The organism is Trinickia acidisoli (assembly GCF_017315725.1).
Lineage (GTDB): Bacteria > Pseudomonadota > Gammaproteobacteria > Burkholderiales > Burkholderiaceae > Trinickia > Trinickia acidisoli.
Map to the genome: position 1 here is coordinate 1,310,293 of NZ_JAFLRG010000001.1, position 25,698 is coordinate 1,335,990.

Annotated in this window: 24 protein-coding genes and 1 tRNA gene; 15 read left to right on the plus strand and 10 right to left on the minus strand. The window is 62.7% G+C overall.

Going from position 1 to position 25,698, the window contains the following annotated elements:
• Nucleotides 1-130: 130 nt before the first annotated feature.
• On the plus strand, nucleotides 131-607 hold the full coding sequence (gene greA / locus J3485_RS06085; protein WP_206951626.1) for a transcription elongation factor GreA: 477 nt from the start codon (nucleotides 131-133) through the stop codon (nucleotides 605-607).
• 23 nt (nucleotides 608-630) lie between these two features.
• Nucleotides 631-1,131: a DUF4149 domain-containing protein gene (locus J3485_RS06090; RefSeq protein ID WP_206951627.1), complete on the plus strand. Its 501-nt coding sequence runs from the start codon at nucleotides 631-633 to the stop codon at nucleotides 1,129-1,131.
• A 57-nt stretch (nucleotides 1,132-1,188) separates the two neighbouring features.
• On the opposite strand, the gene J3485_RS06095 is transcribed toward J3485_RS06090, so the two are convergent.
• Nucleotides 1,189-1,725, minus strand: coding sequence for a YhbY family RNA-binding protein (locus J3485_RS06095; protein WP_206951628.1), 537 nt, complete (start codon nucleotides 1,723-1,725; stop codon nucleotides 1,189-1,191).
• A gap of 170 nt (nucleotides 1,726-1,895) precedes the next feature.
• Between J3485_RS06095 and J3485_RS06100 the strand changes: the two genes are divergently transcribed.
• The 11 genes from J3485_RS06100 (at nucleotide 1,896) to phoR (ending at nucleotide 14,135) form a co-directional block, all read left to right on the plus strand.
• Complete coding sequence (locus J3485_RS06100; RefSeq protein WP_206951629.1) at nucleotides 1,896-2,558, plus strand: RlmE family RNA methyltransferase; 663 nt, start codon at nucleotides 1,896-1,898, stop codon at nucleotides 2,556-2,558.
• 180 nt (nucleotides 2,559-2,738) lie between these two features.
• Complete coding sequence (ftsH, locus tag J3485_RS06105; protein ID WP_206951630.1) at nucleotides 2,739-4,637, plus strand: ATP-dependent zinc metalloprotease FtsH; 1,899 nt, start codon at nucleotides 2,739-2,741, stop codon at nucleotides 4,635-4,637.
• 217 nt (nucleotides 4,638-4,854) lie between these two features.
• On the plus strand, nucleotides 4,855-5,757 hold the full coding sequence (folP, locus tag J3485_RS06110; RefSeq protein WP_309476981.1) for a dihydropteroate synthase: 903 nt from the start codon (nucleotides 4,855-4,857) through the stop codon (nucleotides 5,755-5,757).
• 44 nt (nucleotides 5,758-5,801) lie between these two features.
• Nucleotides 5,802-7,160, plus strand: a complete 1,359-nt coding sequence (gene glmM / locus J3485_RS06115) for a phosphoglucosamine mutase (RefSeq protein WP_206951631.1) — start codon at nucleotides 5,802-5,804, stop codon at nucleotides 7,158-7,160.
• Between the two features lie 248 nt (nucleotides 7,161-7,408).
• Nucleotides 7,409-8,440 (plus strand): phosphate ABC transporter substrate-binding protein PstS, encoded by a 1,032-nt coding sequence (gene pstS / locus J3485_RS06120; RefSeq protein ID WP_206951632.1) that lies wholly within the window; start codon nucleotides 7,409-7,411, stop codon nucleotides 8,438-8,440.
• Between the two features lie 97 nt (nucleotides 8,441-8,537).
• Entirely contained in the window at nucleotides 8,538-9,521 is a 984-nt protein-coding gene (gene pstC / locus J3485_RS06125) for a phosphate ABC transporter permease PstC (RefSeq protein WP_206951633.1), read from the plus strand.
• Nucleotides 9,518-10,414 carry a phosphate ABC transporter permease PstA gene (pstA, locus tag J3485_RS06130; RefSeq protein ID WP_206951634.1) on the plus strand — a complete coding sequence of 299 codons (897 nt, stop codon included), beginning with the start codon at nucleotides 9,518-9,520 and terminating at the stop codon, nucleotides 10,412-10,414. The genes pstC and pstA overlap by 4 nt, the downstream gene beginning before the upstream one ends.
• Nucleotides 10,415-10,429: 15 nt before the next feature.
• Nucleotides 10,430-11,278, plus strand: coding sequence for a phosphate ABC transporter ATP-binding protein PstB (pstB, locus tag J3485_RS06135; RefSeq protein ID WP_206951635.1), 849 nt, complete (start codon nucleotides 10,430-10,432; stop codon nucleotides 11,276-11,278).
• 17 nt (nucleotides 11,279-11,295) lie between these two features.
• Nucleotides 11,296-12,000 (plus strand): phosphate signaling complex protein PhoU, encoded by a 705-nt coding sequence (gene phoU, locus J3485_RS06140; protein WP_206951636.1) that lies wholly within the window; start codon nucleotides 11,296-11,298, stop codon nucleotides 11,998-12,000.
• Between the two features lie 23 nt (nucleotides 12,001-12,023).
• Complete coding sequence (gene phoB / locus J3485_RS06145) at nucleotides 12,024-12,725, plus strand: phosphate regulon transcriptional regulator PhoB (protein ID WP_206951637.1); 702 nt, start codon at nucleotides 12,024-12,026, stop codon at nucleotides 12,723-12,725.
• 96 nt (nucleotides 12,726-12,821) lie between these two features.
• Complete coding sequence (phoR, locus tag J3485_RS06150; protein WP_206951638.1) at nucleotides 12,822-14,135, plus strand: phosphate regulon sensor histidine kinase PhoR; 1,314 nt, start codon at nucleotides 12,822-12,824, stop codon at nucleotides 14,133-14,135.
• Nucleotides 14,136-14,209: 74 nt separating this feature from the next.
• On the opposite strand, the gene ppk1 is transcribed toward phoR, so the two are convergent.
• Entirely contained in the window at nucleotides 14,210-16,273 is a 2,064-nt protein-coding gene (gene ppk1 / locus J3485_RS06155; RefSeq protein WP_206955678.1) for a polyphosphate kinase 1, read from the minus strand.
• A gap of 337 nt (nucleotides 16,274-16,610) precedes the next feature.
• Here ppk1 and ppx point away from each other — a divergent pair, with 337 nt between their 5' ends.
• The gene (gene ppx, locus J3485_RS06160; protein WP_206951639.1) at nucleotides 16,611-18,122 is read left to right on the plus strand and encodes an exopolyphosphatase; all 1,512 of its coding nucleotides are present in this window, start codon (nucleotides 16,611-16,613) and stop codon (nucleotides 18,120-18,122) included.
• Between the two features lie 123 nt (nucleotides 18,123-18,245).
• On the opposite strand, the gene J3485_RS06165 is transcribed toward ppx, so the two are convergent.
• Nucleotides 18,246-19,049, minus strand: coding sequence for a GNAT family N-acetyltransferase (locus J3485_RS06165; protein WP_206951640.1), 804 nt, complete (start codon nucleotides 19,047-19,049; stop codon nucleotides 18,246-18,248).
• 137 nt (nucleotides 19,050-19,186) lie between these two features.
• Complete coding sequence (locus tag J3485_RS06170; protein ID WP_206951641.1) at nucleotides 19,187-19,660, minus strand: SixA phosphatase family protein; 474 nt, start codon at nucleotides 19,658-19,660, stop codon at nucleotides 19,187-19,189.
• Nucleotides 19,661-19,830: 170 nt separating this feature from the next.
• On the opposite strand from J3485_RS06170, the gene J3485_RS06175 reads away from it, so the two are divergent.
• Nucleotides 19,831-19,907: transfer RNA gene (locus J3485_RS06175), tRNA-Pro, on the plus strand.
• Nucleotides 19,908-20,001: 94 nt separating this feature from the next.
• On the opposite strand, the gene J3485_RS06180 is transcribed toward J3485_RS06175, so the two are convergent.
• The 6 genes from J3485_RS06180 to neuC all read right to left on the minus strand — a co-directional run bounded on the left by J3485_RS06180 (nucleotide 20,002) and on the right by neuC (nucleotide 25,678).
• Nucleotides 20,002-20,424, minus strand: coding sequence for a type II toxin-antitoxin system VapC family toxin (locus tag J3485_RS06180; protein ID WP_206951642.1), 423 nt, complete (start codon nucleotides 20,422-20,424; stop codon nucleotides 20,002-20,004).
• Nucleotides 20,424-20,669 (minus strand): AbrB/MazE/SpoVT family DNA-binding domain-containing protein, encoded by a 246-nt coding sequence (locus J3485_RS06185; RefSeq protein WP_206951643.1) that lies wholly within the window; start codon nucleotides 20,667-20,669, stop codon nucleotides 20,424-20,426. Before J3485_RS06185 ends, J3485_RS06180 begins: the two co-directional genes overlap by 1 nt.
• Nucleotides 20,670-20,979: 310 nt before the next feature.
• Nucleotides 20,980-22,020 carry a glycosyltransferase family 2 protein gene (locus J3485_RS06190; RefSeq protein WP_206951644.1) on the minus strand — a complete coding sequence of 347 codons (1,041 nt, stop codon included), beginning with the start codon at nucleotides 22,018-22,020 and terminating at the stop codon, nucleotides 20,980-20,982.
• Nucleotides 22,017-23,351 carry a hypothetical protein gene (locus J3485_RS06195; protein WP_206951645.1) on the minus strand — a complete coding sequence of 445 codons (1,335 nt, stop codon included), beginning with the start codon at nucleotides 23,349-23,351 and terminating at the stop codon, nucleotides 22,017-22,019. The genes J3485_RS06190 and J3485_RS06195 overlap by 4 nt, the downstream gene beginning before the upstream one ends.
• A 6-nt stretch (nucleotides 23,352-23,357) precedes the next feature.
• Nucleotides 23,358-24,428 (minus strand): nucleotidyltransferase family protein, encoded by a 1,071-nt coding sequence (locus tag J3485_RS06200; protein WP_206951646.1) that lies wholly within the window; start codon nucleotides 24,426-24,428, stop codon nucleotides 23,358-23,360.
• 92 nt (nucleotides 24,429-24,520) lie between these two features.
• On the minus strand, nucleotides 24,521-25,678 hold the full coding sequence (gene neuC, locus J3485_RS06205; RefSeq protein WP_206951647.1) for a UDP-N-acetylglucosamine 2-epimerase: 1,158 nt from the start codon (nucleotides 25,676-25,678) through the stop codon (nucleotides 24,521-24,523).
• Nucleotides 25,679-25,698 lie beyond the last annotated feature (20 nt).

Here is a 25,698-nt window from a genome sequence, read left to right on the forward strand (position 1 = left end):
CCATTGAAGGTGGGGTCGCATCACGTCCGACATGCCGCGGTTAAGCGGCGTCCTGCCGAAGTCGTTCACGCGGCGGGATGCACTTAACCGCGGTGCTTTTTTATTGCCGTTTTTGTTTACTGATCTATCTATGAGCACCATTCCCTTGACGAGGCGGGGCGCCGATCAACTGCGCGACGAGTTGCAGCGTTTGAAGTCGGTCGAGCGTCCGTCCGTCATCAATTCGATCGCCGAGGCGCGTGCGCAAGGCGACCTGTCCGAAAACGCCGAATATGACGCGGCGAAGGAAAAGCAGGGTTTCATCGAAGGGCGTATCGCCGAGATTGAATCGAAGCTAGCGGCTGCCCAGGTGATCGATCCCGCTGCGCTCGATGCGGAGGGGCGCGTGGTGTTCGCGGCCACCGTCGATCTCGAGGATCTCGACTCGGGCGATAAGGTGACGTACCAAATCGTCGGCGACGACGAAGCCAACCTCGACCACGGCCTCATTTCGGTCAGCTCGCCGATCGCGCGCGCTTTGATCGGCAAATTCGAGGGCGACGTGGCGGCGGTGCAGGCACCCAGCGGCGTGCGCGAGTACGAAATCATTTCGGTGCGTTACGTCTGACTGTCGAGCCGAGTTCGCGTCTCGTGTCTTCCGCTCCCCACCGTGTATTTCGGCTGCTTGTCCTGATTTGGGTCGGCAGCGCGCTGACGATCGGTTATGTCGTCGCGCCCACGCTCTTTACGATGCTCGAGCGTTCGGTTGCCGGCGACGTGGCGGCTCGGATCTTTCGGATCGAGGCTTTCGTCGGCGTGACATGTGGCATTTTGTCGCTCGCGCTCGGCAATATGCTCGTGCGGCGCGGCGGACTTTGCTATCGCCGGCTGCGCTGGCTCATCGCCGGTATGCTGATGTGCGTGCTGATCGGATATTTCGGGCTGCAGCCATTCATGGATGCATTGCGCACGGCGGCGCGTGGCGCCGGACTCGATATCGCGCATTCGCCCTATGCCGCCCGCTTCGGGCTGCTGCACGGCATCGCGACGCTGTTTTATGTCGTAGAGACGTTGCTGGGTGTGGTGCTGGTATGGGTGCTACCGGCAGGCCCGGACGGGCAGGACATCCGGCCAGCCGGTTTCACGGCCTGAGATGGCCGGAGCGGGCGACATCGCGGCGCATCGCGCAGACGCGTTGCGCCGAAGGGTTTACTTCACCGTTTGATGCGGACGCTTGGCGCTCGTTTGGCGCTTTTTCGCGCGCTTGACGCTCCCGCCGGCCGTCACGCGCTCGTTGCCGAGCACACGCACCTTCTGCGGTTTCGGGCGGCGCACGGTATCGGACGGCGATTGCTTGACGACCTTGACCACGCGCGGCGCGGCACCGCGCTTGTTCGTATCGGCCGCGGCTTCGCGTGCCGTAGGCAGTGCGGCCTTGCCCTTGGCGCCTGCGCTCTTGCTCGCCGGCGCGGCTTGCGGCTTCCAAATGACGAGCAGTTTGCCGATGTGCTGGATCGGCGCGGCATTCAAGGTGTCGCAGATCGATTCGTAGATGGCGACACGTTCCTCGCGCTCGTCGCCGAACACGCGGATCTTGATCAGTTCGTGCGCGGCGAGGTGGACCTTGATCTCGGCCAGCACGGCGTCGGTCAGCCCTTCGGCCCCGATCAGTACGACCGGTTTGAGCGCGTGGGCTTGGGAGCGCAAGTCGGCGCGTTGGGCAGGGGAGACTTTGAGGGCAGGCATAGGGCGATGGACGACTCGACTAAAATAGGCGCGGCTGCGCAATGGATGCGCGCACGGGTCGGCTGGTCGAACACCAGGCCGGCGGAACCGGGCGGCGCGCCGGCAAAACGCGTATTATCCGCCAAAAGTGCGGCCCGACGCAGTAGGACGCAGTAAATAGATTCCTTTCGATGGCAAAAAACCGCTTCAATCAATCGTGGTTGCACGATCACATCAACGATCCTTACGTTAAGCTTGCGCAGCGCGAGGGGTACCGCGCGCGCGCCGCGTACAAACTCAAGGAAATCGACGAGCAAGACAAGCTCATCCGCCCCGGCCAAGTCATTGTCGATCTCGGTTCGGCACCGGGCAGTTGGAGCCAATACGTGCGCAACAAGCTCGCGCAGAGCGCGCGGCGCGATGCGGTGCGCGAGGGCGGGATCGACGGCACCATCATTGCGCTCGATCTTCTTCCGATGGAACCGATCGCCGATGTTCATTTCATCCAGGGCGACTTTCGGGAAGAGAGCGTGCTTGCGCAGTTGGAGGAAATGGTCGGCGAGCGGCGCGTGGACCTTGTAATTTCCGACATGGCGCCCAATCTGTCGGGTGTGGCCGTTGCCGACGCCGCCCGGATCGAACACGTTTGCGACCTCGCGCTCGAATTTTCTCAAGCGCATCTGACGCCGGAAGGGGCGTTGCTGGTGAAGTGCTTTCACGGTAGCGGCTACAGCCAGATCGTCGAGAAGTTCAAGCAACAGTTCAAAACGGTCGCGGCGCGCAAGCCCAAGGCGTCTCGCGACAAGTCGGCCGAAACGTTCATTTTGGGCAAGTTTTTGAAGCGGCCCGAATAACCGGGCGCGATTGACGGCTGCTTGACCCCGGCCGCGGCGTCGAAAACGCCCGCGGCACGCCGGAAAACGCTATTTTTCCGGTAGTGAAACGTTATGGCAGGGGCTAGCCGACTGGATTAGAATGCTTTTGTGGTGCCGCAAGGTAAATGTAGGCGCCCGTCTATGAGGAAGGAGTGGGCTTTGAACAACAATATGTTTTCGAAGGCGGCAGTGTGGCTGGTGATCGCACTGGTGCTGTTTACGGTGTTCAAGCAGTTCGACAAGCCCCGCGTCCAGGAAGGTGTTTCGTACTCGCAATTCATGGACGACGCCAAGGACGGCAAGATCAAGAACGTCGTGGTGCAGGGGCGTAATCTGACGGTCACTCCCGCAGACGGTCAAAAGTATCAGATCGTGTCGCCGGGCGACATTTGGATGGTCGGCGATCTGATGAAGTATGGCGTTCAGGTGAGCGGCAAGGCCGACGATGAGCCCAGCGCGCTCGTCTCCGCCCTTTACTACCTGGGGCCGACGATTCTCATCATCGGGTTCTGGTTCTACATGATGAGGCAGATGCAAGGCGGCGGCAAAGGTGGTGCCTTCTCGTTCGGCAAATCGCGCGCGCGCCTCATCGACGAAAACAACAACGCGATTAATTTCACCGACGTCGCCGGCTGCGACGAAGCGAAGGAGGAAGTCTCCGAGCTGGTCGATTTCCTACGCGATCCACAGAAATTCCAAAAGCTTGGCGGGCGCATCCCGCGCGGCGTACTGCTAGTAGGTCCACCGGGGACGGGTAAGACGCTGCTCGCGCGCGCCATCGCCGGCGAGGCGAAGGTGCCGTTCTTCAGTATTTCGGGTTCCGACTTCGTCGAAATGTTCGTCGGCGTGGGTGCTGCTCGCGTGCGCGATATGTTCGAGCAGGCTAAGAAGCATGCGCCTTGCATCGTGTTCATCGATGAAATCGACGCGGTCGGCCGTCATCGCGGCGCCGGCATGGGCGGCGGCAACGACGAGCGCGAGCAGACGTTGAATCAAATGCTCGTCGAAATGGACGGCTTCGAGGCGAACTCGGGCGTGATCGTCATCGCAGCGACGAACCGCTCCGACGTGCTCGACAAGGCGCTGCTGCGCCCGGGCCGTTTCGATCGTCAGGTCTACGTCGGCCTGCCCGACATCCGCGGCCGGGAGCAGATTCTCAAGGTGCACCTGCGCAAGGTGCCGATCTCGAACGACGTGGACGCGTCGGTCATTGCGCGTGGTACGCCGGGCTTTTCGGGTGCCGATCTCGCGAACCTCGTGAACGAGGCGGCGCTGTTCGCGGCGCGGCGCGGTAAGCGGATCGTCGAGATGCAGGATTTCGAAGACGCGAAGGACAAGATCTTCATGGGTCCGGAGCGCAAATCGGCCGTCATCCGCGAGGAAGCGAAGCGCGCCACGGCGTATCACGAGGCGGGGCACGCGGTGGTGGCCAAGCTCTTGCCGAAGGCCGATCCCGTGCACAAGGTGACGATCATTCCGCGCGGCCGTGCGCTGGGCGTGACGTGGCAGTTGCCCGAGCACGACAACGAGACGTATTCGAAGCAATACTTGCTCGATCGGCTTGCCATCTTGTTCGGCGGCCGCGTGGCCGAAGAGCTGTTCCTGGATCTCATCAGCACCGGCGCGTCGGACGACTTCAACAAGGCGACGCAGACGGCCCGTGCGATGGTGGCTCGCTTTGGCATGACCGATGCGCTCGGACCGATGGTGTACGTCGACGACGAAAACGATGCGTCGCCATTCGGCCGAGGCTTCACTCGAACCATCTCCGAAGCGACGCAGCAGAAGGTCGATGCCGAGATTCGGTCCTTGCTCGACGAGCAATACAACCTTGCGCGCCGTTTGCTCGAGGAAAACCGCGACAAGGTCGAGGCCATGACGGCAGCGCTGATGGAGTGGGAAACGATCGACGCTGATCAAATCAACGACATCATGGCCGGTCGCCCGCCGCGTTCGCCCAAGAATGCCCCGGCGGCTACCGACGCTTCGTCGTCGTCGGGCGGTAGCGGTAGCGCTGGTGCCGAAGTGCGGCCGGGCAGCGCGACGGCTCCGGCGTGACGGTATGTGGTTAGGATGACGGGCCGGTGCGAGCCCCGCACCGGCCCGTTTTTGCTTTAATGGTTTTCGTCGCTTAACGCGTGGTCAAGCGGTTTCGAGGCCGTGTAGAGGATGCCACCGGCTTCGTTGCACCTGCTAGCGCTGTTGGGCTCGGCGCCGTCAGGCCGACCTGCGCGCGCTTTTCCATCGTTTCGGTTGCTTCGTCGTTCGCCGTCCCGTGTCGACTCCTAAGTTCCCTCGTTCCGCCACGCCCGAACCGCTCGTATGCGGGCGCTTTACGTTGACGTTCGAGCGCCCGCTCGTGATGGGTATCCTGAACGTCACGCCCGATTCGTTCTCGGACGGCGGACGGTACGTCGCCCGCGACGATGCTCTGCGGCAGGCGGAGCGGATGTTGGCCGAGGGCGTCGACATGATCGACATCGGTGGCGAATCGACGCGCCCCGGCGCGCCGCCAGTGCCGCTCGAACAAGAACTCGAGCGCGTCGTACCCGTGGTCGAGGCGCTCGTCGGCATGGGCGTACCGTTGTCGATCGACACGTATAAGCCGGAACTGATGCGAGCAGCGCTCGCGGCGGGCGCCGATCTCATCAACGACATCTGGGGTTTTCGCCGGCCCGGCGCAATCGACGCCGTGCGGGAGACGAATTGCGGCCTGTGCGTCATGCATATGCTGGGAGAGCCGCAGACAATGCAGCGCGGCGAGATCGATTATCAGGACGTCGTTGGCGATGTGCGCGCGTTCCTACAGGCACGCGTCGAAGCATTGATGCAGGCTGGTATCGCGCGGGCCCGGATCAGCGTCGACCCGGGGTTCGGCTTCGGCAAAGCGACCCGCGAGCACAATTACGCGTTGCTCGCGCACTTGCCCGATACCGCACCGCGGCCCGGTGCCGGCGAGGCGCCGTTTCCGATCCTGGCCGGCATCTCGCGCAAGTCGATGCTCGGGGCCGTGACGGGGCGCAAGACGCCGGCCGAGCGCATGGCGGCCAGCGTCGCTGCGGCGGTATGCGCGGTGGAGCGGGGCGCCGCGATCGTGCGCGTGCACGACGTGGCCGAAACGGTCGATGCATTGAAGGTATGGGCGGCCGTGCGGGAAGCGCAAACCGCTGCGCGCTGACGGACAGAATCATTCAATACGCTTGAGAGCGGGGGAATTCGAGAATGGCACGTCGTTATTTCGGCACCGATGGCGTTCGGGGCAAAGTCGGTGAGGCGCCGATCACGCCCGACTTCGTGTTGCGGCTCGGCTACGCGGCCGGCAAGGTACTGGCGCAGGCCGATCGGTGGGCGAGGGCCGGTACGCGGCCGACGGTACTGATCGGCAAGGACACGCGCGTGTCGGGCTATATGCTCGAGGCCGCGCTCGAATCGGGCTTTTCGGCCGCGGGGGTCGACGTGATGCTGGCGGGGCCGATGCCGACGCCGGGCGTCGCCTATCTCACGCGTGCGCTGCGGCTGGCGGCGGGCGTCGTGATCAGCGCGTCTCACAATCCCTACTACGACAACGGCATCAAGTTCTTCAGCGCGGACGGCAACAAGCTGCCCGACGAAGTCGAATTGCAGATCGAGGAGCAACTCGAGCAGCCGCTCGCTTGCGCGGCCTCCGAGCAGCTCGGCAAGGCGCGCCGGCTCGATGACGCGGCGGGGCGCTACATCGAGTTTTGCAAGAGCACGTTTCCTGCCGCGTTCGACTTGCACGGGCTCAAGCTTGTCGTCGATTGCGCGCACGGAGCGGCCTACGACATCGCGCCGCACGTATTTCACGAGCTTGGCGCCGAGGTCGTGCCGATCGGCGTGGCGCCGAACGGTTTCAACATCAACGACGGCGTCGGCGCGACGGCGCCCGACGCGCTGATTCGCGCGGTGCGCGCGAATCGGGCCGATCTGGGTATCGCCTTGGACGGCGACGCCGACCGTTTGCAGATCGTCGATGCGTCAGGGCGGCTCTTCAACGGCGACGAATTGCTGTACGTGCTCGTGAAGGACCGGATGGCGACCGATGGCCGCGTGCCAGGCGCGGTCGGCACACTGATGACGAACATGGCCGTGGAAGTGGCGCTGGCGCGCGAGGGCGTGCCGCTCGTGCGGGCGCCCGTCGGCGACCGCTACGTGCTCGAGCAACTGCGCGAGCGCGGCTGGCAGCTCGGCGCCGAGGGCTCCGGCCATATCTTGTCGCTCGACCGGCATACGACGGGCGACGGCATTGTCTCGGCATTGCTCGTGCTCGCCGCAATCAAACGTAGCGGCCGTACGCTGGCCGACTTGCTCGAAGCCGTGACGCTGTTCCCGCAACAACTCATCAACGTACGCATGCGTGCCGGCGCCGATTGGAAGCATAGCGATGCGATCAAGCAGGCGGTGCAAGACGCCGAGCGCGCGCTCGACGGCAGCGGCCGCGTGTTGATACGCGCGTCGGGCACCGAACCGGTGTTGCGCGTGATGGTGGAGGCGAGCCAGCGCGAGGCGGCCGTGCGTCATGCGCAAGACATCGCGCGCGTCGTCGAGCAGGCGACTTCCTAGTCGGTCGAAAATGAGAAACGCTGCCTTGGCGGCGTTTTTCTCCTACGCTTAGGTTCTACCGGCGCGGGGGCGCCGTGCCGCCATCTTCCCCCCAATTCCTCGTATCTAACGCGAATTGCGCGAAGCGACCTTTCGTCGCGTAAGGAAGCTGTCACATCCCCTTCATCGAGTGTCATATTACTGTCACGGTTTCGACCTAATCTTCGCGGTGTCGCGTTTCCACGACCACACCACTAGGGGTTAATTCCATGAAATTGATGCAAACCGCGTTCGCTGGCTTGGCCGGCGTGCTTTTCGCCGTTTCCGCGCAAGCCGCCGATGTCACCGGCGCGGGCAGCACGTTCGCCGCTCCGCTCTACACGAAGTGGGCCGATTCGTACGTCAAGTCGGGCGGCGGCAAGGTCAACTATCAAGGCATCGGCTCGGCAGGCGGCATCAAGCAGATCGAAGCGAAGACCGTTGATTTTGCCGGTTCGGACATGCCGCTCAAGGATGACGAACTCGCGAAGCAAGGGCTGTTTCAATTCCCGACGGTGGTGGGTGGCGTGGTGCCCGCCGTCAACGTGCCGGGCATCAAGCCCGGCCAACTGACGCTGTCGGGCGAAGTGCTGGCCGACATCTATCTGAACAAGATCACGAAGTGGAACGACCCGGCGATTGCCAAGCTGAACCCCGGCATCAAGCTGCCGGATACGGCCATTGCCGTGGTGCGCCGCGCCGACGGCTCGGGCACGACGTTCATCTGGTCGGACTATCTCTCGAAGGTGAGCCCGGAATGGAAGGCGAAGGTTGGCGAAGGCACGACGGTCAACTGGCCGACGGGCACGGGCGGCAAGGGTAACGACGGCGTTGCCGCGTTCATCGAACGCCTGCCGGGCGCGATCGGCTACGTCGAATGGGCCTACGTGAAGCAAAACCACATGGTCTTCACGAAGATGGTGAACCACGACGGCAAGGTGCTGACGCCGGACACGGGCACGTTCGCGGCAGCGGCCAAGGGCGCGGACTGGAGCAAGTCGTTCTACCAGATCTTGACGAACGAGCCGGGCGCTCAGGCATGGCCGATCGTCGGTGCGACGTTCGTGCTCGTGCACAAGACGCAAGACAAGCCGGCGGAAGGCACGGAAACGCTCAAGTTCTTCGGCTGGTCGTTCAAGAACGGCGCCGATGCCGTGACGTCGCTCGACTACATCCCGTTGCCTCCCTCGGTGACGGCTGAAATCGAGAAGCAGTGGAAGGCGAACGTGAAGGATGCTTCGGGCAAGTCGGTCGCTGAATAAGTGCCGTAGAAAGTCAAAGCCCGGCAAGGCGAGTGCTTTGCCGGGCGTCGCCATCGCTTGTGCCCATCCCGGGCGCGGCAACAGCAAACGGGTTCATATGTCCGACACTCGACTCATGTCGATGGCCCCAGCCGAACACGCGCAACGCGCACCGAGCCAGCTCGGCGACTTCATCTTCGGCAACCTGGCGCGCCTCGCGGCAATCGTCACGCTATTGCTGCTCGGCGGCATCATCGTGTCGCTGATCATCGAATCGCTGCCGACGATTCAAAAATTCGGCCTCAGCTTCCTATGGACGTCCGACTGGGATCCGCCCAACGATAAGTACGGCGCGCTCGTGCCCATGTACGGCACGCTTGCGACGTCGATCATCGCACTCATCATCGCGGTGCCCGTGAGCTTCGGCATCGCGCTCTTTCTGACCGAGCTTTCGCCGGCCTGGCTGCGCCGGCCGCTCGGCATCGCCATCGAATTGCTGGCCGCCATCCCGTCGATCGTCTACGGCATGTGGGGCTTGCTCGTGTTTTCGCCGATCTTCGCGACCTACTTCGAGCAGCCGATCGGCTCGGTGCTCGGCTCGATGCCGATCATCGGCTCGCTGTTCCAAGGACCGCCGATCGGCATCGGCATCCTATGCGCCGGCGTCATTCTGGCGATCATGATCATTCCGTATATCGCGTCGGTCATGCGCGACGTGTTCGAAGTCACGCCCGTGCTGTTGAAGGAATCGGCATACGGTATCGGCTGCACGACGTGGGAAGTGATGTGGAAGATCGTGCTGCCGTTCACGAAGAGCGGGGTGATCGGCGGCGTCATGCTCGGCTTGGGCCGCGCGCTTGGCGAAACGATGGCCGTCACGTTCGTGATCGGCAACACCAACCTGCTCAGTAACATCTCCCTGTTTTCGCCCGGCAACAGCATTACGTCGGCGCTCGCGAACGAGTTCGCGGAAGCGGGTCCCGGCTTGCACACCTCCGCGTTGATGGAGTTGGGCTTGATTCTGTTCGTCATCACGTTCATCGTGCTCGCCATCTCGAAGGTCATGCTGCTGCGTCTCGAGCGGGCGGAGGGGGTGAAATGAATCGGCCCTCCATGCAAATTCCCGGCTCGGCCAGCCCCGAAGTGTTCGATGCGACGCGCGACCGCTTGCAGCGCCGCCGGCGTGTGGTCAATGGGATTGCACTGACACTTTCGCTGGCCGCGATGGCATTCGGGCTGCTGTGGCTCGTTTGGATTCTTTATACGACGCTGAGCCTCGGTGTCGGCGGCCTGTCGACGGCATTGTTCACGCAGTCGACGCCGCCCCCGAACACCGATGGCGGCGGCCTGGCCAATGCGATCGTCGGCACGCTGATGCTCGTCGGCGCCGCGACGGTGGTCGGTACGCCGATCGGCGTGCTCGCTGGCGTTTATCTGGCCGAGTACGGTCGTAAGGGCTGGCTCGCGAACGTCACGCGCTTCATCAACGACATCTTGCTGTCGGCGCCTTCGATCGTGGTGGGTCTGTTCGTCTATGCAATCGTCGTCGAAAAGATGGGGCACTTTTCCGGTTGGGCCGGGGTGATTTCACTCGCGCTGCTGCAAATTCCAATCGTGATCCGCACGACCGAGAACATGCTCAAGCTCGTGCCCAACGCGCTGCGCGAGGCGGCCTTCGCGCTTGGCGTGCCGAAGTGGAAAATGGTGTTGTCGATCACGCTGAAGGCGTCGATGGCGGGCGTGATGACGGGCGTGCTGCTCGCCGTCGCGCGGATCGCGGGCGAGACGGCGCCGCTGCTGTTCACGGCGTTGTCGAACCAGTTCTTCTCGGTCGACATGAACCAGCCGCTCGCGAATCTGCCCGTCACGATCTACAAGTTCGCAATGAGTCCGTTCCCGCAGTGGCAATCGCTAGCGTGGGCCGGTGTGTTCCTGATTACCCTCGGCGTGCTCGGACTGAATATCCTCGCGCGTGCGATGTTCGGCAAGAAATGAGCCACGGAGCGCCCTATGAATATGGCTGAGAGTCACCTTTCCCAAATCGAGCGTCCCACCGCGCCCGCCGGTTTCGAGCCGACGCAAGGCGATCGGCCGCTCGCGCCCCTTACGCCGAAGATCGAAGTGAAGGACCTGAACTTCTTCTACGGCAAGTATCACGCGCTCAAGAACATCAACCTGCAGATTCCCGAGGGGAAGGTGACGGCGTTCATCGGTCCGTCGGGCTGCGGCAAGTCGACACTGCTACGCACGTTCAACAAGATGTTCGCGCTCTATCCCGAGCAGCGCGCCGAAGGCGCGATCATGATGGACGGCGAGAACCTGCTCACGACCAAGCGCGACATTTCACTGCTACGCGCGCGCGTGGGCATGGTGTTTCAGAAGCCGACGCCGTTTCCGATGTCGATCTACGACAACATCGCGTTCGGCGTGAAGATGTTCGAATCGCTGTCGCGCTCGGAGATGGACGATCGCGTCGAGTGGGCGCTCACGAAGGCGGCGCTGTGGACCGAAGTGAAGGACAAGCTTCATCAAAGCGGCTACAGCCTTTCGGGCGGCCAGCAGCAGCGGCTTTGCATCGCGCGCGGCATCGCGATTCGCCCCGAAGTGTTGCTGCTCGACGAGCCGTGCTCGGCGCTCGACCCGATTTCCACGGGCCGTGTCGAGGAATTGATCGCCGAGCTCAAGAACGATTACACGGTGGTCATCGTCACGCACAATATGCAGCAAGCGGCACGTTGCTCCGATTACACGGGATATATGTACCTCGGCGAGTTGATTGAATTCGGCGATACCGAGAAAATCTTCATCAAGCCGGTCCGCAAGGAAACCGAGGATTACATCACCGGCCGCTTCGGCTGATGAATAAGGAGACAGCGATGTCGGACAAGCATTTGTCGAGCCAATTCGACGCGGACCTCAATCTCGTCTCGTCGAAAGTATTGGAAATGGGGGGCCTCGTCGAAGCGCAGATCACGCGCGCGATGCAGGCGCTGAACGATTTCGACGTCAACATCGCCGATCAGGTGATCACGGCCGAAGAGACGGTCAACACGATGGAAGTCGAGATCGACGAGGAGTGCAGCAACGTGATCGCGCGCCGTCAACCGGCCGCGCGCGACTTGCGCTTGCTGCTCGCGATCTCGAAGACGATCACGAACCTCGAGCGCGCCGGCGACGAAGCCGAAAAGATCGCCAAGCGTGTCAAACGTCTGACGGAAGACGGCGCATCGCGCACGGTCAACATCGCCGAGATCAAGGTGTCGGGCGATATGGCCGTGTCGATCCTGCGCCGGGCGCTCGATGCGTTCGCGCGTCTCGATACGGTAGCCGCCGCGCAGATCGTGCGCGACGACAAGGCGATCGACGAAGAATTCCGCGCGTTCGTGCGCAAGCTCGTTACGTACATGATGGAAGACCCGCGCACGATTTCGGCGGGGCTCGAATTCCTCTTCATCGCGAAGGCGATCGAGCGCATCGGCGACCACGCGAAGAACATCGCCGAGTTCATTATTTACATCGTGAAAGGGACCGACGTGCGGCACAAGTCGCGCGATGCCCTCGAACGCGAAGCCCTTAGTTAAACGTATCAAGAGGTGACGTGACGATGCCGAGCAGCATTCTCATCATCGAAGATGAGCCCGCCATTTCCGAACTGATTTCCGTCAATCTGCAGCATGCGGGCCATTGTCCCATCCGCGCTTACAACGCGGAGCAGGCGCAGGCGCTGATCAGCGACGTGCTGCCCGATCTCGTTTTGCTGGACTGGATGTTGCCGGGCAAGTCGGGGATCGCGTTCGCGCGCGATCTGCGCAACAACGAGCGCACCAAGCACATCCCGATCATCATGCTGACGGCGCGCGGCGACGAGCAGGACAAAGTGCTCGGCCTCGAAATCGGCGCCGACGACTACGTGACGAAGCCGTTTTCGCCGAAGGAGCTGATGGCCCGTATCAAGGCCGTGCTGCGCCGGCGCGCACCGCAGTTGACGGAGGACACGGTGGCCATCAACGGGCTCAAGCTCGATCCGGCCACGCATCGTGTCGCGGCGCACTCGTCGGGCGACGAGATCAAGCTCGATCTCGGTCCGACCGAGTTCAGGCTGCTGCACTTTTTCATGACGCATCCCGAGCGCGTGCACAGCCGCACGCAGCTACTCGATCAAGTCTGGGGCGATCATGTCTTCGTCGAAGAGCGCACGGTCGACGTGCACATCAAGCGGTTGCGCGCCGCGCTCAAGCCAGCGGGGTGCGATGCTATGATCGAAACGGTGCGCGGCAGCGGTTATCGTCTCGCCAAGAGCGCCTAAGCCTGAAAGGCGCCATCCCGGCGCGCCGCGCGGGGCCGGTGTCGCGAAGCGGCACCGGACGCGGCGCGTATTCGTTATCCGGCAGACCTAGACCTCATGAACATCATTTGGGCGCGCTCGATCGTATCGCTCCTGCTGCTTGCGCTCATATGCGCGGCGATCGCCGCCGTCACGAGCGTGCGCACGGCCTTGGTGTTCGCGCTCGTGGCGTTCATCACGCAGAGCCTGTTTGCGACCTATCACACGCAGCGGCTATGGCGCTTGCTCGATGCACCCGTCTATGGCGAAGTGCCGAGCGCGCCAGGCATCTGGGGTGAAATCTACTATCGGCTGCATAAGCTCGCCAAGCGCTGGCACGCGCAAGTGCGTCAGGTCGAGCAGCAGCATTCGCGCTTCATTCAAGCGATTCAAGCTTCGCCGAACGGCGTCGCTATGCTCGACGATCACGACCAGATCGAATGGTGCAACGCGATTGCCGAGTTGCACTTCGGGCTCGACGCGAAGCGCGATCTACGTCAGCACATCACGCATCTCGTGCGGCATCCCGATTTCGTGCGGTATCTGAACTCGCACGAGTACGACGAAATGCTCATCATGCGCGGCATGGGCGAGAAGCGGCAGAACGTGCTCTCGGTGCAGGCGTTTCCCTACGGCGAGAATCGCAAGCTCGTGTTGTCGGCCGACATTACCGAGCTCGAGCGCACCGATGCCATGCGGCGCGATTTCGTCGCGAACGTCTCGCACGAACTGAAGACGCCGCTGACGGTGCTGTCGGGTTTTCTCGAGACGATGCGCGAGTTGCCGCTCGAGCAGGCCGATAGAGAGCGCTACTTGGAGTTGATGGACCAGCAGGCGTCGCGCATGCGCAATATTGTCGACGACTTGCTCGTGCTTGCGAAGCTCGAGGGCAGCGTCAAGCCGCCCAGCGATCAAATCATCGACATGCGCGCGGTGATGTCGCATCTTCGCGAGGATGCCGCGACGCTCTCGGGCGGGCGCCACGGCGTCGCCTTCACGACGGACGACGGCTTGACGCTGACGGGCGTCGAAACGGAAGTGCTGAGCGCACTGGGCAATCTCGTGACGAACGCCATCCGTTACACGCCCGACGGCGGCTCGATCCACGTGGTGTGGACGCAGATCGGCAAGGAAGCCGTGTTCTCGGTGACCGACACGGGCTTCGGCATTCCCGCGGCCGATATTCCGCGCTTGACCGAGCGCTTTTACCGCGTCGATCGCAGCCGTTCGCGCGACACGGGCGGCACGGGGCTGGGCCTTGCGATCGTCAAGCACGTGCTGCAGCGGCACGATGCGATGCTCGACGTCAAAAGCGAAGAGGGCAAGGGCAGCACGTTCAGCGTGCGCTTTCCCGCGCAACGCACGACGCGCCGCCAACCGGCGCACGCTTGATCGAGCGAAGCGTGGCGCGCACGGGCGTCGTGCTTGGCTCGATGAGATTGGCCGGTCGATCGATCAATGCCCGATCAGCAGCCGAATTTCGTCAGCAGACCCGCCTGCGCGTTGCGCGAGCTCTTGCCGGGGCGGCTGCGCCGATAGTGACCGTCGCTTTGCATGACCCATGCCGATTGATTGTCGCCGAGGAAGGCCGATAGCCCTTCGACGATGACGCGCCGCTTGAGGCGGCGATTTTTGATCGGAAAGGCGACCTCGACGCGGCGGAAGAAGTTGCGGTCCATCCAGTCGGCACTCGACAAGTACACGCGTTCCTCGCCGTCGGCGAAGAAGTAGAAGATGCGGTGATGCTCGAGGAAGCGCCCGACGATCGAGCGTACGGAAATGTTTTCCGATAGCCCCTCGACGCCCGGCTGCAGCGAGCAGACGCCACGCACGATCAGATCGATCTTCACCCCAGCTCGCGAAGCCTCGTACAACTCGGCAATGACGGTCGGCTCGAGCAGCGCGTTCATCTTCGCGACGATGCGCGTCTTTTTGCCGGCGCGCGCGTTGTCTGCTTCGGCGCGGATCGACTCGACGAGCTTCGGATGCAACGTGAACGGCGATTGCCACAGGTCGTGCAGTTTCAATTCGCCGCCGATGCCGGTCAACTGCTGGAACACGTGATGGACGTCTTCGCAAAGGCACTGGTCGGCCGTCATCAAGCCGAAGTCCGAGTACAGGCGCGCCGTGCGCGGGTGATAGTTGCCGGTGCCCAAGTGCGCGTAGCGTCTGAGCATCGACTTGCCGTTGTGCGTGGTGCGACGCACGATCAGCATCATCTTCGCGTGGCACTTGTGGCCGACGACGCCATAGACGACGTGCGCGCCGACGGCCTCGAGCTGCGATGCCCAATTGATGTTCGTCTCTTCGTCGAAGCGGGCGAGCAGCTCGACGACGACCGTGACTTCCTTGCCGTTGCGCGCCGCTTGCATGAGCGCGTCCATCAGCGGCGAATCAGTGCCCGTGCGATAGATCGTCTGCTTGATGGCGACGACGTTAGGATCTTGCGCGGCCTGCAGCAGCAACTCGAGCACAGGCTGAAAGCTCTCGTAAGGATGATGGAGCAGGACGTCGCCTTGATCGAGCGTGTCGAACAGATTCGAGGCGTTCGCGAGCGCGGCCGGTGTGGCGGGTACGTGCGGGACGAACTTCAAATCGGGCCGATCGACGAGCTCGGGCAACTGCATGAGCCGCACGAGATTGACGGAGCCGTCCACGCGGTAGCAGTCTTTCTCGGACAGACCGCTCTCGTCGAGCAGGCGCCGCACGAGATGCGTCGGCGTATCGGCCGATACTTCGAGGCGCACGGCGTTGCCCAGATGCCGCGCCGGCAGCTCGCCTTGCAGGGCGACGCGCAGATTCGTGATTTCGTCTTCGTCGACGAACAACTCGCTGTTGCGCGTGATCCGGAATTGATTGCAACTGCGGATGACGAGATTCGGAAACAACTCTTGAACGAAGCGCTGCAAGAACGAGCTGAGCAGCACGAACCCGTACGCGAAACCCGACAGATCCTGCGGCATGCGCACGAGCCGCGGTAGTGCGCGCGGCGCCTGCACGATGCCCATCACGGCCTGGCGGCCGAACGCATCCTTGCCTTCGAGCTCGACGACGAAATTCAGGCTCTTGTTGAGCACGCGCGGAAACGGGTGCGCGGGGTCGAGCCCGATCGGCGTGAGCACCGGCAGCAACTCGTCGACGAAGTATTGGCGCGCCCATTCCGTTTGCGCCTCGGTCCAAGTCTCGGCGCTGTGAAAATAGATCCCTTCCTGTTCGAGCGCGGGCAGCACCGTTTCGTGGAGCATCGAATACTGCCGATCCACGAGCTTGTGCGCCCGCTCGGCGACGAGGTCGTAGACGTGCTGCAGCGACATGCCGTCGGGCGAGAGCGTGCCCGGGTTGTCGCGCATTTGCTCTTGCAGCCCGGCCATCCGGACCTCGAAGAATTCGTCGAGGTTGCTGCTCGTGATGCAGATGAAGCGCAGGCGCTCTAGCAGCGGCACGGACGGATCGGCCGCTTGCGACAACACACGCTCGTTAAAACTCAGAATGCCTAGCTCACGGTTCAGAAGGGGATAGCGCAACGACATCGGCAGCGGAAAATGAGGAGGGTCGGATGAAAGGACGAACGGGCGCTCGGACATTCTCATGATTCGATGACATTTTGATGAAACGTCATACTGTCACTTATTCTACGGACATTGGTACGACTTTGGCCATCGCATTGACGACGTTCCCCGGCGTGCAGCACGGCTGCCGGCAAAACGCAAGGACGATGCCCGCTGCGGCATGACGCAGATGGGGCGCCATATTCGTGCACCGATGCGAAATACTATGCGCTTAAAATGGCGTCTTTGAACAGTGCCGCGCGCCGGGTGTCATTCGCACTCGGAAGGTCGTGCGCATGAACGGGAGGCTTCTTTCCTAATGCCCAATACCCCGCACCTTCTTGCGTCCGTCGATCTCGGCTCGAACAGCTTTCGGCTCATCGTAGGCCGCGTCGAGGAAACGCCTGCCGGCGCGCAGATCTATCAGGTCGATGCGCTGCGCGAGAGCGTGCGCTTGGCGGCGGGGCTCTCGGCCGACAAGATGCTCGATCGCGCCTCGCAGGTGCGCGCCTGGGACGCGCTCAAGCGTTTCGGGGAGCGGCTGCGCGATTTCCACCCCGACCACGTGCGCGCCGTCGCCACGAACACGCTGCGCGTTGCCAAGAACTCGGCCGAGTTTCTCGTCGAAGCGCAAAGCGCGCTCGGATTTCCGATCGAAGTGATCGCGGGGCGAGAAGAGGCGCGGTTGATCTATGCAGGGGCGGCGCACTCGGTGCCGGCGATCTCGGGCAAGCGGCTCGTCGTCGACATCGGCGGCGGCTCGACCGAATTCATCATCGGTCAGCATTACACGCCGCTCGTCATGGAAAGCCTTTACATCGGCTGCGTGAGCCATAGCCGCGCGTTCTTCCCGGCCGGCAACGTCGACGATTACACGATGCGCCAAGCCGAACTCGCGGCCAAACGCGAAATCCAGATCATTTCGCGCGAGTACAAGCAGGCCGGGTGGGACCAGGCGATCGGCTCATCGGGCACCGCAAGAGCACTGGCCGAGCTCGTCGAAGCGAACGGTTTCAACGATCCCGGTATCACGCATGGGATTTCGCGCGGCGGCCTCGAGCGGCTCAAGCGGGCGCTCATCAAGGCCGAGAACGTCAATCGGCTCAAGCTCGTTGCGCTCAAACCCGATCGCGTGCCGGTGCTGGCGGGCGGCTTGTCGATCATGCTGGCCGTCTTCGAAGAGCTCGGCATCGAATATGTCGATACGACCGACGGCGCGTTGCGGCTCGGGGTGCTCTACGATTTGCTGGGCCGCACGCAGCACGAAGACATGCGTGCGGTGACGGTCGAGGGGTTCATGCGCCGCTACGGCGTGGATCGCGCACAGGCCGATCGTATCGCGGCGCTTGCGGCCGGGTTTTACGATCAACTCGGCGAATCCGATACCGAGCGCCTCGAAGAGGGGCGCACCTTTCTCGGCTGGGCGGCCGCATTGCATGAAATCGGGTTGTCGATCTCGCATAGCGCCTATCACAAGCATTCGGCCTATATCGCGAGCAACGCCGACATGCCCGGGTTCTCGCGGACCGACCAAGCCCGGCTTGCGGCGCTCGTGCTCGGGCACGCGGGCAAGCTCGGCAAGCTGTCGCAGTCGCGCGAAGTCGAATGGCCGCTGCTGTTTTGCTTGCGTCTCGCGGCGCTGCTTTCGCGCCGGCGCACCGATGTGGGGCTGCCCGGCATCCGCGTGGCGAAGTCGAACGGAGGCTATGAGGTGCGCTTGCCGAACGCGTGGGTCGCCGGCAATCCGCTGACCGACTACAGCTTGATTCAGGAAGCGGCGGAGTGGGAGAAGGTCGGCATTCGCTACCGCGTCATCTACACGGACGAATAGGCCCGAGGCGCCATCGATCCAGATGAAACGAACGGCCCGTGCGCGGTAAGGCGGACGGGCCGTTCGTTCGTGGAGCGATCAGCCGCCTGCAAAGCCAAGCGAGCCGCGCGCTCAGCCCCGACGTCAGCCGAGAAAGTGGCGGGCGTAGCGGGCGTTGATATCGGAGAGGCGGAACAGCGTGAGGAAATCGGCGCAGTTGAAGTCGGGGTCCCACGCCGGCGCGCCGCAGATTTTCGCACCGAGGCGCAAGTAACCTTTGACGAGCGGCGGCGGGGAGACGCGTGCGCCGGTGCGCAGTTCCTCGACCGGCAGCGGCGTGTGGGCGAACGCGCGATATTCCGGGCTCGTCAGCGAGCTTTCGCGCAACGACTCATAGAGATTGGCCGCGAAATGGCCGCCGTCGGCCATCGGCACGCTGGCGCAGCCGAGCATCGTTTCGTAGCCGTTCTGCGTCATATAGGTGCCAAGCCCACCCCAGAGCGACATGATGACCGAGCCGCTGCGATAGTCGGCGTGCACGCACGAGCGGCCCACCTCGACCATCTTGGCGCGCAGGTGTGCCAAGCGAGACAGATCGAATTCGCCTTCCGCGTACAAGCGTCCGATGCGGTTGGCTTGATGCGGCGGCAACACGCGGTAGGTCCCGACCACTTTCAGCGTGTCGAGATCGCGCACGAGCAAGTGATCGCAATAGGCGTCGAACGCGTCGACGTCGAGGCCGGCAGGCCCCGCGACGCTCGCGCCCATTTCTTCGGCGAACACATGGTAGCGCAGGCGCTGCGCTTCGCGCAGTTCTTCGTCGGTGCGCGCCCAGGCCACTTGTAGACGATGCTCTTGCGTGACGGTTTCTTTCTCGCGCGGCAGATGGCGGCGCGAATCAAGCAGGATCGAAGCGAGGGGCAGGGTCGGCGTCGGCAGATCTCGCATGGGGTTTCCTGGTTCCTAAGGACTATGAAAGGAATGCTCGGTCCTCGCCAATGTAGTAAGGGGGGATGACGGTTGCATGGCAAACGCGTGTCGATGCGATGACATGTCGCGCGGCAGACACGCGACATTCATCATCGCTATGCCAAATCGGGCGTGATGACGGCGCGCACGACGACGTGGTCGGCGCCGTTGCGTCGGGCGTCGCTCCGCTCGCGGCTGGACAGCCACCAGAGGCCGCCTTTCTTGATCGTCCATTCGGCGCTCTCGCCCGCGACGAGTCGCGACGCGATGAGGCCGAGCGTCGGCTGATGGCCGACGATGACGACGGTCGGCGCGATGCCTTCGGGCCATCTCGCGGCGGCGAGCACGGCCTCGGGCGATGCGCCCGGACCGATGGCGTCCACGGTCCGATATTGATCCGTCAGCGTCTCGACGGTTTGGACCGTGCGCGCGGTTGGGCTTGCCAGGATGACGGCGTCGGGGCCCAAGCGTTGTCTGAGCCATTTCGCGACGGTTTGCGCTTGCTTGCGGCCGCGCGTAGTGAGTTGCCGGGCGGCGTCGCTCTGAGCGGTATCTTCGGCTTCCGCGTGGCGCCAGAGAATCAAGTCCATGTCGTTGCCTCCTTTAGCGTTGGGCGCAGGGGTGCGCCATCGGTTGTCGGATGCGGTGCGGTTGGGGAAGGGGGCGGCCTTGGCTTCGACGATTGGGGCATCGACGGCCGTTGCGGCGGCAGTCGGTGATTGACGGAGCCGCAACAGGTCGACTAGAATTGCGGATTCGTCGGAGCGTAGCGCAGCCTGGTAGCGCATCTGATTTGGGATCAGAGGGTCGTAGGTTCGAATCCTATCGCTCCGACCAAGGGAATCAAGCACTTAGCCCAGTCACTTCGACTGGGCTAAGTGCTTTTTGACGTTCGTGTAACTTCACGGCAGGTGGCGCGTCGATAACGGGTTCAAAACGGCAGTGGTTTTATCTTCATGCGATTTGCATTGCGTGCCAGCACTGCATCGAGCGTCGCCATACCCTTAGCCTTGGCATCGAGTGCAGCCGCAAGATGCAGCGCATCGCCCGCGCGCAGGCCAGTGGCTACCTCCAGCGTCAACACGGCCGCCCGGTGAAACGTGGGCGGCTCGATCGGCAACAGTTGCAGGTCGTTGGCACAAAGACGCTCGAATACCTGCCATGCACTCGTACCTTGCTCTCCGGTAATCTGTCCCGTCCGCTGCTTGATGCCCAGGGCACTGGCAAATTCAGTCACGCACCACGCAGCGGAAGCCAGTTCGTCCTTGCAGGCGGCATACCATTGCGCCACGGCGGTGCTCTTCGGTTCGTTCACGCACAACGCAACCAGCACACTGGTATCGACGTACACCATCAGTAGCGTGCCCCTTGCCGCAATTCCTCCATGACAGACTCGCCCATCGGTATAGCTGCCCGTAGTTTTTCGAGGTCGTGCGCGAAGGCCTTGCGGTCCCACCTGGCAGCGCGAATGTAAATGCCGCCGTCGATAGTCAGGCTGGCCTCCACATGGTCGCCGTCCTTGATACCGACGCGACGCACATAGTCGGCAGGGATGCGCAGGGCAAGGCTGTTGCCCCATTTAGCTACCTGAAGGTTCATATGTGGCTCCACATTGATATACATTAATGTTTATACATTACAGTGTTATTGGGCAGCCCGCAACCCTCGTTCCGTCGCCTCCGCACGGAAGGCAACACCTAGGCGGTAGCAGGCGAAAGTTGGCGGACTTGCCTGTGTGGAAGAACTCGGTGGATTTTGGAAATTTCGGTCAACGTGGGGAGCGCGTACCCGTGCTGATTCGGTATTGGAGGGGTGTAGGCCCGAATCCTATCGCCCCGACCAACGAATACTAGGTATGTCGGCAGGGTCCTGGCCTCGCCTGATTTCCTCGGCAAGGAAAATTACTTCGTCAATGCCTGGGTTGAATCCTCGGCTTTAGCCGATGCCAAGCAAACGCCACACCGCGGCGCAAATCGCCGCTCAACATGCGTCCCGTGATCGTCGCAAACCCTCCCCAGACCAGCGCGATCGGCCTAGGCAGCAGGATGATCGGCGCCACCCAGAGATGAAACATGGCGCGGTTGGCGAAACGGGCGCGGAAACGCCCGTACATATCGCGCAGGCTGTGCGGATCGGCAAGACGCCGGCGCAGCAGATAGAACGGGTGATACGACAGCAGCATCCGGGTCTCGAATCTACGGATGTCGTCGTCGGTCAACCCTTTCGCGCGATAGCTGTCGAGGATCTGCCCCAAGCGTTCGACGAAAATCTCGGGCGCGCCGTAGTCGGCGGAATTGTTGCGCTTGCAGGCGAGCACGTATCGCGTCAGCAGTGCGTTGCGGCTTGCCGAAATCGACGCCCGCACCACCAAGTGAACCTGTACGAGATTGCTACCGCAAAACTGGCGAACGTCGAGGCCCGATAGAAGGCGCCGGTTGACGATCATCGCCGAAATGAACGTGATGAGCGGCCCGGCAGCGCTGAGAAATCCCCCGACGTCGACGAATTCGCGCACCTTGCCGGTGTCGCCGGGGTATTCTCGACCTGGGTCGCTGTCATAACCGAAAGGGCGTAGACACAGCACGCCGTAATCGTTCGATTCGAGCAGCGAGACGACGTACGCTAGCGTGCCCCGCACGTAGAGGTCGTCGTCGCCCATGATCTGCACGTAGTCGCCGCGCGCTTCATTGAAGCACTGCGCGATGTTGGCATCCGAGCCGAGGTCTCGTTCATTGCGAATGTAGCGAACGGCAAGGCCCGCCTCGATGACGCCTGCGACGACGGCGGGCGTTTCGTCCGTCGAATGATTGTCCGATACGAGCACTTCGACTTGACCAGGCGGCAGTGCGCGTACTTCTTCGACCAGCCGTTCCAGATTCATTCGCAAATATCCCGCGCGATTGAACGTGGGAATGGCGATCGTCAGCTTAGGCGAAGGTGCGCGGTTCATGCCGTAGCTCTCCAGTCCCTATTGCAGCGATACCAAATGACGATGCCGATCGGCAGATTCAGGGCGACGGCCATGCTCGCCAAAACCGCGATCAGCCCGGCCGACGAATCATGTCGCGTTGCGTAGAACGCGGCGGGCAACGTGATCAAGGTCGTACAAACGTTGAGCCAGACGAGCGGCTCGCGTCGGAAGCTACGCAATTGCAGCGCGAGGGCACTCGTGAACTGCGTGGCGAAAGCAAAAACGGTGAGTCCGAGCAATTGCGGCCATGGCAAGAGGCGATGCGCGACCGGCAGATTCGCTACGAGGCTGGCGAGACCGAGGAATGCCGTTGCGCCGACGGTGAAAACGCCGAGCATGATGCCGAAGTCGCGCCAAAAGAGGTGGTCGAGCTTGGGCCAATCGTGTACCGCCGCAGCCTGCGCCATCGCGGGCACGCGGCGCAGCAGCCACGACTGCGAGATGAGGCAGATCGTATTGACGACCGTCAGCGATAGGCCGAACTGTCCCGCGACGATCGCCCCTTGCGTACGAAACAGGTTCGGGATGTTGATCTGCGTGAGCAAATAGGCGCATAGCCAATTGAGGGCCAACCGCCATTGCAAGGGCCACACTTCCTCGCGCCAGCGGTAGCTGTCGCCCGGCTCGTCGCGGGCGATCGCCACGAGGGGACGATGGCGGCGCGCAAGCCACACGAGCGGTACGCACAGCGCCATCGCCGGGGTCATCGTCGTGGCCCATAGGCCGCCCCCGGCGACCAGGGCCGCCCAGCACCCGAGCGACCCGAGCATCGCGGTGACGAGCCGCACCGAATACACCTGCGAAATCCGGCCGCTGCCCTCGATCAACGAGAGAAACGGCAAGACGATGAGGCCGCCTGCGGTGACCGCGCACAGCACCAGCCAACACGGCGCCCACGTGATGCCGGCGGATGCTTTCGAAGCGAAGAAGATCCATCCGCCCGGCAGCAGCAAGACGAAGAACGCGATCGCTGCTGCCGCGTACCAGCGCACCGACTTGCCCAGCAACGACTTGAAGTGAGCGGAGCGAGCCCCCACGAGCCGATTGCCGTGAGCCCAGCGCAAGCCGACGAACGAATGCGCGGCGACTTGAAGCAAGACCGTGGACAAGCCGAGATCGAACAGCGTATAGAGCGAGGCGACGCTCAGGAAGCTGTAATACCAGCCTTGCAGTTCAGGTGTCAGGTATTTGATCGCGAGTATCGTCGAGACGAGTCCGGCGCCGGCCTGCCATACGCGTAGCGCGAGGATCGAGGCGAGGTCGGGCCGCCAGAGGCGGCCAAACAACGAGTCGGACTGTTGCACGCTCATGCGTGTTCAGAACAGCTTCGCGGCGAGGTCGTAATCGCTCGGGCGGCCGACGTCGAGCCAGTGTTCGAAGATAGGAAAACACGACACGCGCACGTTGCGGCGAATCAACTCGTGCGCAACGTCCGTCATGTGGTACGGCCCGTCCTTCGGCAACGTGGCGAACACGCGCGGCGAGAGAAAGTAGATGCCGCTATTGACGAGAAAGCCGAGCTTCGGTTTTTCATCGATGTGCAGGACCTGCGCTTGCGCCGTGCTGACGACGCCGAACGGCACCTGAAAGCTGTACTGTGTCGCCGCGATCGTCATCGCCGATTCGGTCCGCAGGTGATAGGCGAGGAACATGCCGATATCGAGGTTGGTCAGGATGTCGCCGTTGAAGACGAGCGTCGCGTTATCGCGGCAGGAGAGGCGCGACAGCGCACCGCCCGTGCCGAGCGGTTCTTCTTCGTGAATGTAATCGATTGGCACGCCGAAGCGTTCGCCCGCGCCGAAGTAGTCGACGATCTTATCATGCAGATAATGCGTGGAAATGAAGATGCGATTCGCGCCGTGGTTCACGAGTTTCTCGATGCTGATTTCGAGCATCGGGCGCCCGTTCACGCACAGCATCGGCTTCGGCGTGGTTTCCGTGAGCGGCCGTAGGCGCATCCCATAGCCGCCCGCCATCACGACCGCGGTGAAACGCTGATTGACGTAGGCCGGCGACGAATTGATGCTTTGATGATCGATCACGTCAACCGGCGCGCCGAGACGATCGACGAGAATGAGTTGTCGCAGCGAATGCCGGCGAAATAGTTCGGTCCGCTCGGCTCGCGTCGAATCGATGCGAGCCGTGACGGCCGTCGGCCGCGCGGTTTTGAGTTTGATCTGGTGAACGTCGCGGGCAGTCGCGTCGAGTTGTTTACCTTCTAGAAACGCGCGGCGAATGTCGCCGTCCGTGACGACGTTGACGAAGCGCCCAGCGTCGTCGTATATCAGCGCGCATCCCAGCGATCCGCTTGCTTGAATGCAACGCACGACGTCGGATAGATTGGCGTCGAGCGATACTTTGAGTTCGTCGATGTGTGTATTTTTCATGGCGTTCCTTCCGCAAACAAATCGCTCCCAAGGCGATCAGGGCGTCATCGATGCAGGCTCGCTCTCCGCCTGGCATCCAGGGCCGCGCGTAGCTACTGAAGGTCGTAAAACGTTTTGATCGACACCTCCGTTAGATTTCGGGACAAGAGCTCGCGCACGATTCGTGCCGTCGTTCCGGGGCGATCGTAGGGATTGGCGGCAGACGCGGCGAGATGGCGAAATTCGGGTGACAGCGCGCGAGCGATCGCATCGACGATCTCGGTCGCCTCGTCGTTGCAGGAAATGACGCTGTTGCCGCGCGTGCGGCCGGCTTGACGCGGGCCGACGTCGACGCTCGGCACGCCGAGCGTCGGCACTTCGATGACGGCGCTCGACGAATTGCCGACGACCGCCGCCGCGTGCTTCGCCGCCGACAGATAAAGCTGCGTGCCCAGCGACATGAAGAACCGATAGCGCTTGGGGTGCCGGGCCGCTCGCTCGGCGAGCAGGCGGTTGATCGCGAGGCCTCCGGCATCTGCGTTGGCGCCTGTCATGACGACTGCGTGGTCCGGAAAGTCGTCGAGCGCGTCGAGCAAGGCGCTAAGCTGAATGTCGGGCGGCTTCGAGGATCGCGTAGCGGGGTGAAACGTCGCGAGCAGGTACGGCTGACCCGGTTCGAGGTTCAGCCTGCGCGATGTGTCTTCGGCGCCGGACAACTCGATCGTCCGAATGTTTTCAACGCCCAGCGCGCCGACCGCGAATACGCGATCGGGATCTTCTCCTAGCTGAATGATGCGTGCCCGGTAAGCCTGCGTGCTCGCAAAGTGCAGATGACTCATCTTCGTGATCGCATGCCGGAACGATTCGTCGATGGCGCCGAGCGTGAGTTCGCCCCCCTGTATATGAGCGATCGGAATCTTGCAGACCGTCGCGGCCGCGGCCGCGGCGAACGCTTCATAGCGATCGCCGAGCAGGACGAGGAGGTCGGGCGCCATGCGACGCAAGACGTCGCCGTAACGGATCATGCCGAGTCCCATCGCGGTGTAGACGCCGGCTTCCGTCGCGCTGTCCATCAGCACTTCGACGCGCTCGTAAAGCGAAATGCCGTCGTTCTCGATCTCGTGCCAGGTCGCGCCGTGCGCATCGGCCACATGCGAGCCGGTCACGAGCAGCCTGACCGTCGCGTCCGGTTCGTTCTCGAGCGCGCGAATCAACGGACGCAGCAGGCCATACTCGGCGCGCGTGCCGGTGAAGATGCATATCGTTCGCATAGCATCGCTCCTATGTCGGG

Excerpts from the sequence above, each read along its gene's own strand:
- J3485_RS06165 (WP_206951640.1), bottom strand. The coding sequence starts at position 19,049 with ATGCGAGATCTGCCGACGCCGACCCTGCCCCTCGCTTCGATCCTGCTT.
- neuC (WP_206951647.1), bottom strand. The coding sequence starts at position 25,678 with ATGCGAACGATATGCATCTTCACCGGCACGCGCGCCGAGTATGGCCTG.
- phoU (WP_206951636.1), top strand. The coding sequence starts at position 11,296 with ATGTCGGACAAGCATTTGTCGAGCCAATTCGACGCGGACCTCAATCTC.
- phoB (WP_206951637.1), top strand. The coding sequence starts at position 12,024 with ATGCCGAGCAGCATTCTCATCATCGAAGATGAGCCCGCCATTTCCGAA.
- J3485_RS06195 (WP_206951645.1), bottom strand. The coding sequence starts at position 23,351 with ATGAGCGTGCAACAGTCCGACTCGTTGTTTGGCCGCCTCTGGCGGCCC.
- ppx (WP_206951639.1), top strand. The coding sequence starts at position 16,611 with ATGCCCAATACCCCGCACCTTCTTGCGTCCGTCGATCTCGGCTCGAAC.
- J3485_RS06180 (WP_206951642.1), bottom strand. The coding sequence starts at position 20,424 with ATGGTGTACGTCGATACCAGTGTGCTGGTTGCGTTGTGCGTGAACGAA.
- pstS (WP_206951632.1), top strand. The coding sequence starts at position 7,409 with ATGAAATTGATGCAAACCGCGTTCGCTGGCTTGGCCGGCGTGCTTTTC.
- J3485_RS06170 (WP_206951641.1), bottom strand. The coding sequence starts at position 19,660 with ATGGACTTGATTCTCTGGCGCCACGCGGAAGCCGAAGATACCGCTCAG.
- ppk1 (WP_206955678.1), bottom strand. The coding sequence starts at position 16,273 with ATGTCGTTGCGCTATCCCCTTCTGAACCGTGAGCTAGGCATTCTGAGT.
- J3485_RS06190 (WP_206951644.1), bottom strand. The coding sequence starts at position 22,020 with ATGAACCGCGCACCTTCGCCTAAGCTGACGATCGCCATTCCCACGTTC.
- glmM (WP_206951631.1), top strand. The coding sequence starts at position 5,802 with ATGGCACGTCGTTATTTCGGCACCGATGGCGTTCGGGGCAAAGTCGGT.
- J3485_RS06185 (WP_206951643.1), bottom strand. The coding sequence starts at position 20,669 with ATGAACCTTCAGGTAGCTAAATGGGGCAACAGCCTTGCCCTGCGCATC.
- greA (WP_206951626.1), top strand. The coding sequence starts at position 131 with ATGAGCACCATTCCCTTGACGAGGCGGGGCGCCGATCAACTGCGCGAC.
- pstA (WP_206951634.1), top strand. The coding sequence starts at position 9,518 with ATGAATCGGCCCTCCATGCAAATTCCCGGCTCGGCCAGCCCCGAAGTG.
- J3485_RS06100 (WP_206951629.1), top strand. The coding sequence starts at position 1,896 with ATGGCAAAAAACCGCTTCAATCAATCGTGGTTGCACGATCACATCAAC.
- phoR (WP_206951638.1), top strand. The coding sequence starts at position 12,822 with ATGAACATCATTTGGGCGCGCTCGATCGTATCGCTCCTGCTGCTTGCG.
- pstC (WP_206951633.1), top strand. The coding sequence starts at position 8,538 with ATGTCCGACACTCGACTCATGTCGATGGCCCCAGCCGAACACGCGCAA.
- pstB (WP_206951635.1), top strand. The coding sequence starts at position 10,430 with ATGAATATGGCTGAGAGTCACCTTTCCCAAATCGAGCGTCCCACCGCG.
- J3485_RS06200 (WP_206951646.1), bottom strand. The coding sequence starts at position 24,428 with ATGAAAAATACACACATCGACGAACTCAAAGTATCGCTCGACGCCAAT.
- J3485_RS06095 (WP_206951628.1), bottom strand. The coding sequence starts at position 1,725 with ATGCCTGCCCTCAAAGTCTCCCCTGCCCAACGCGCCGACTTGCGCTCC.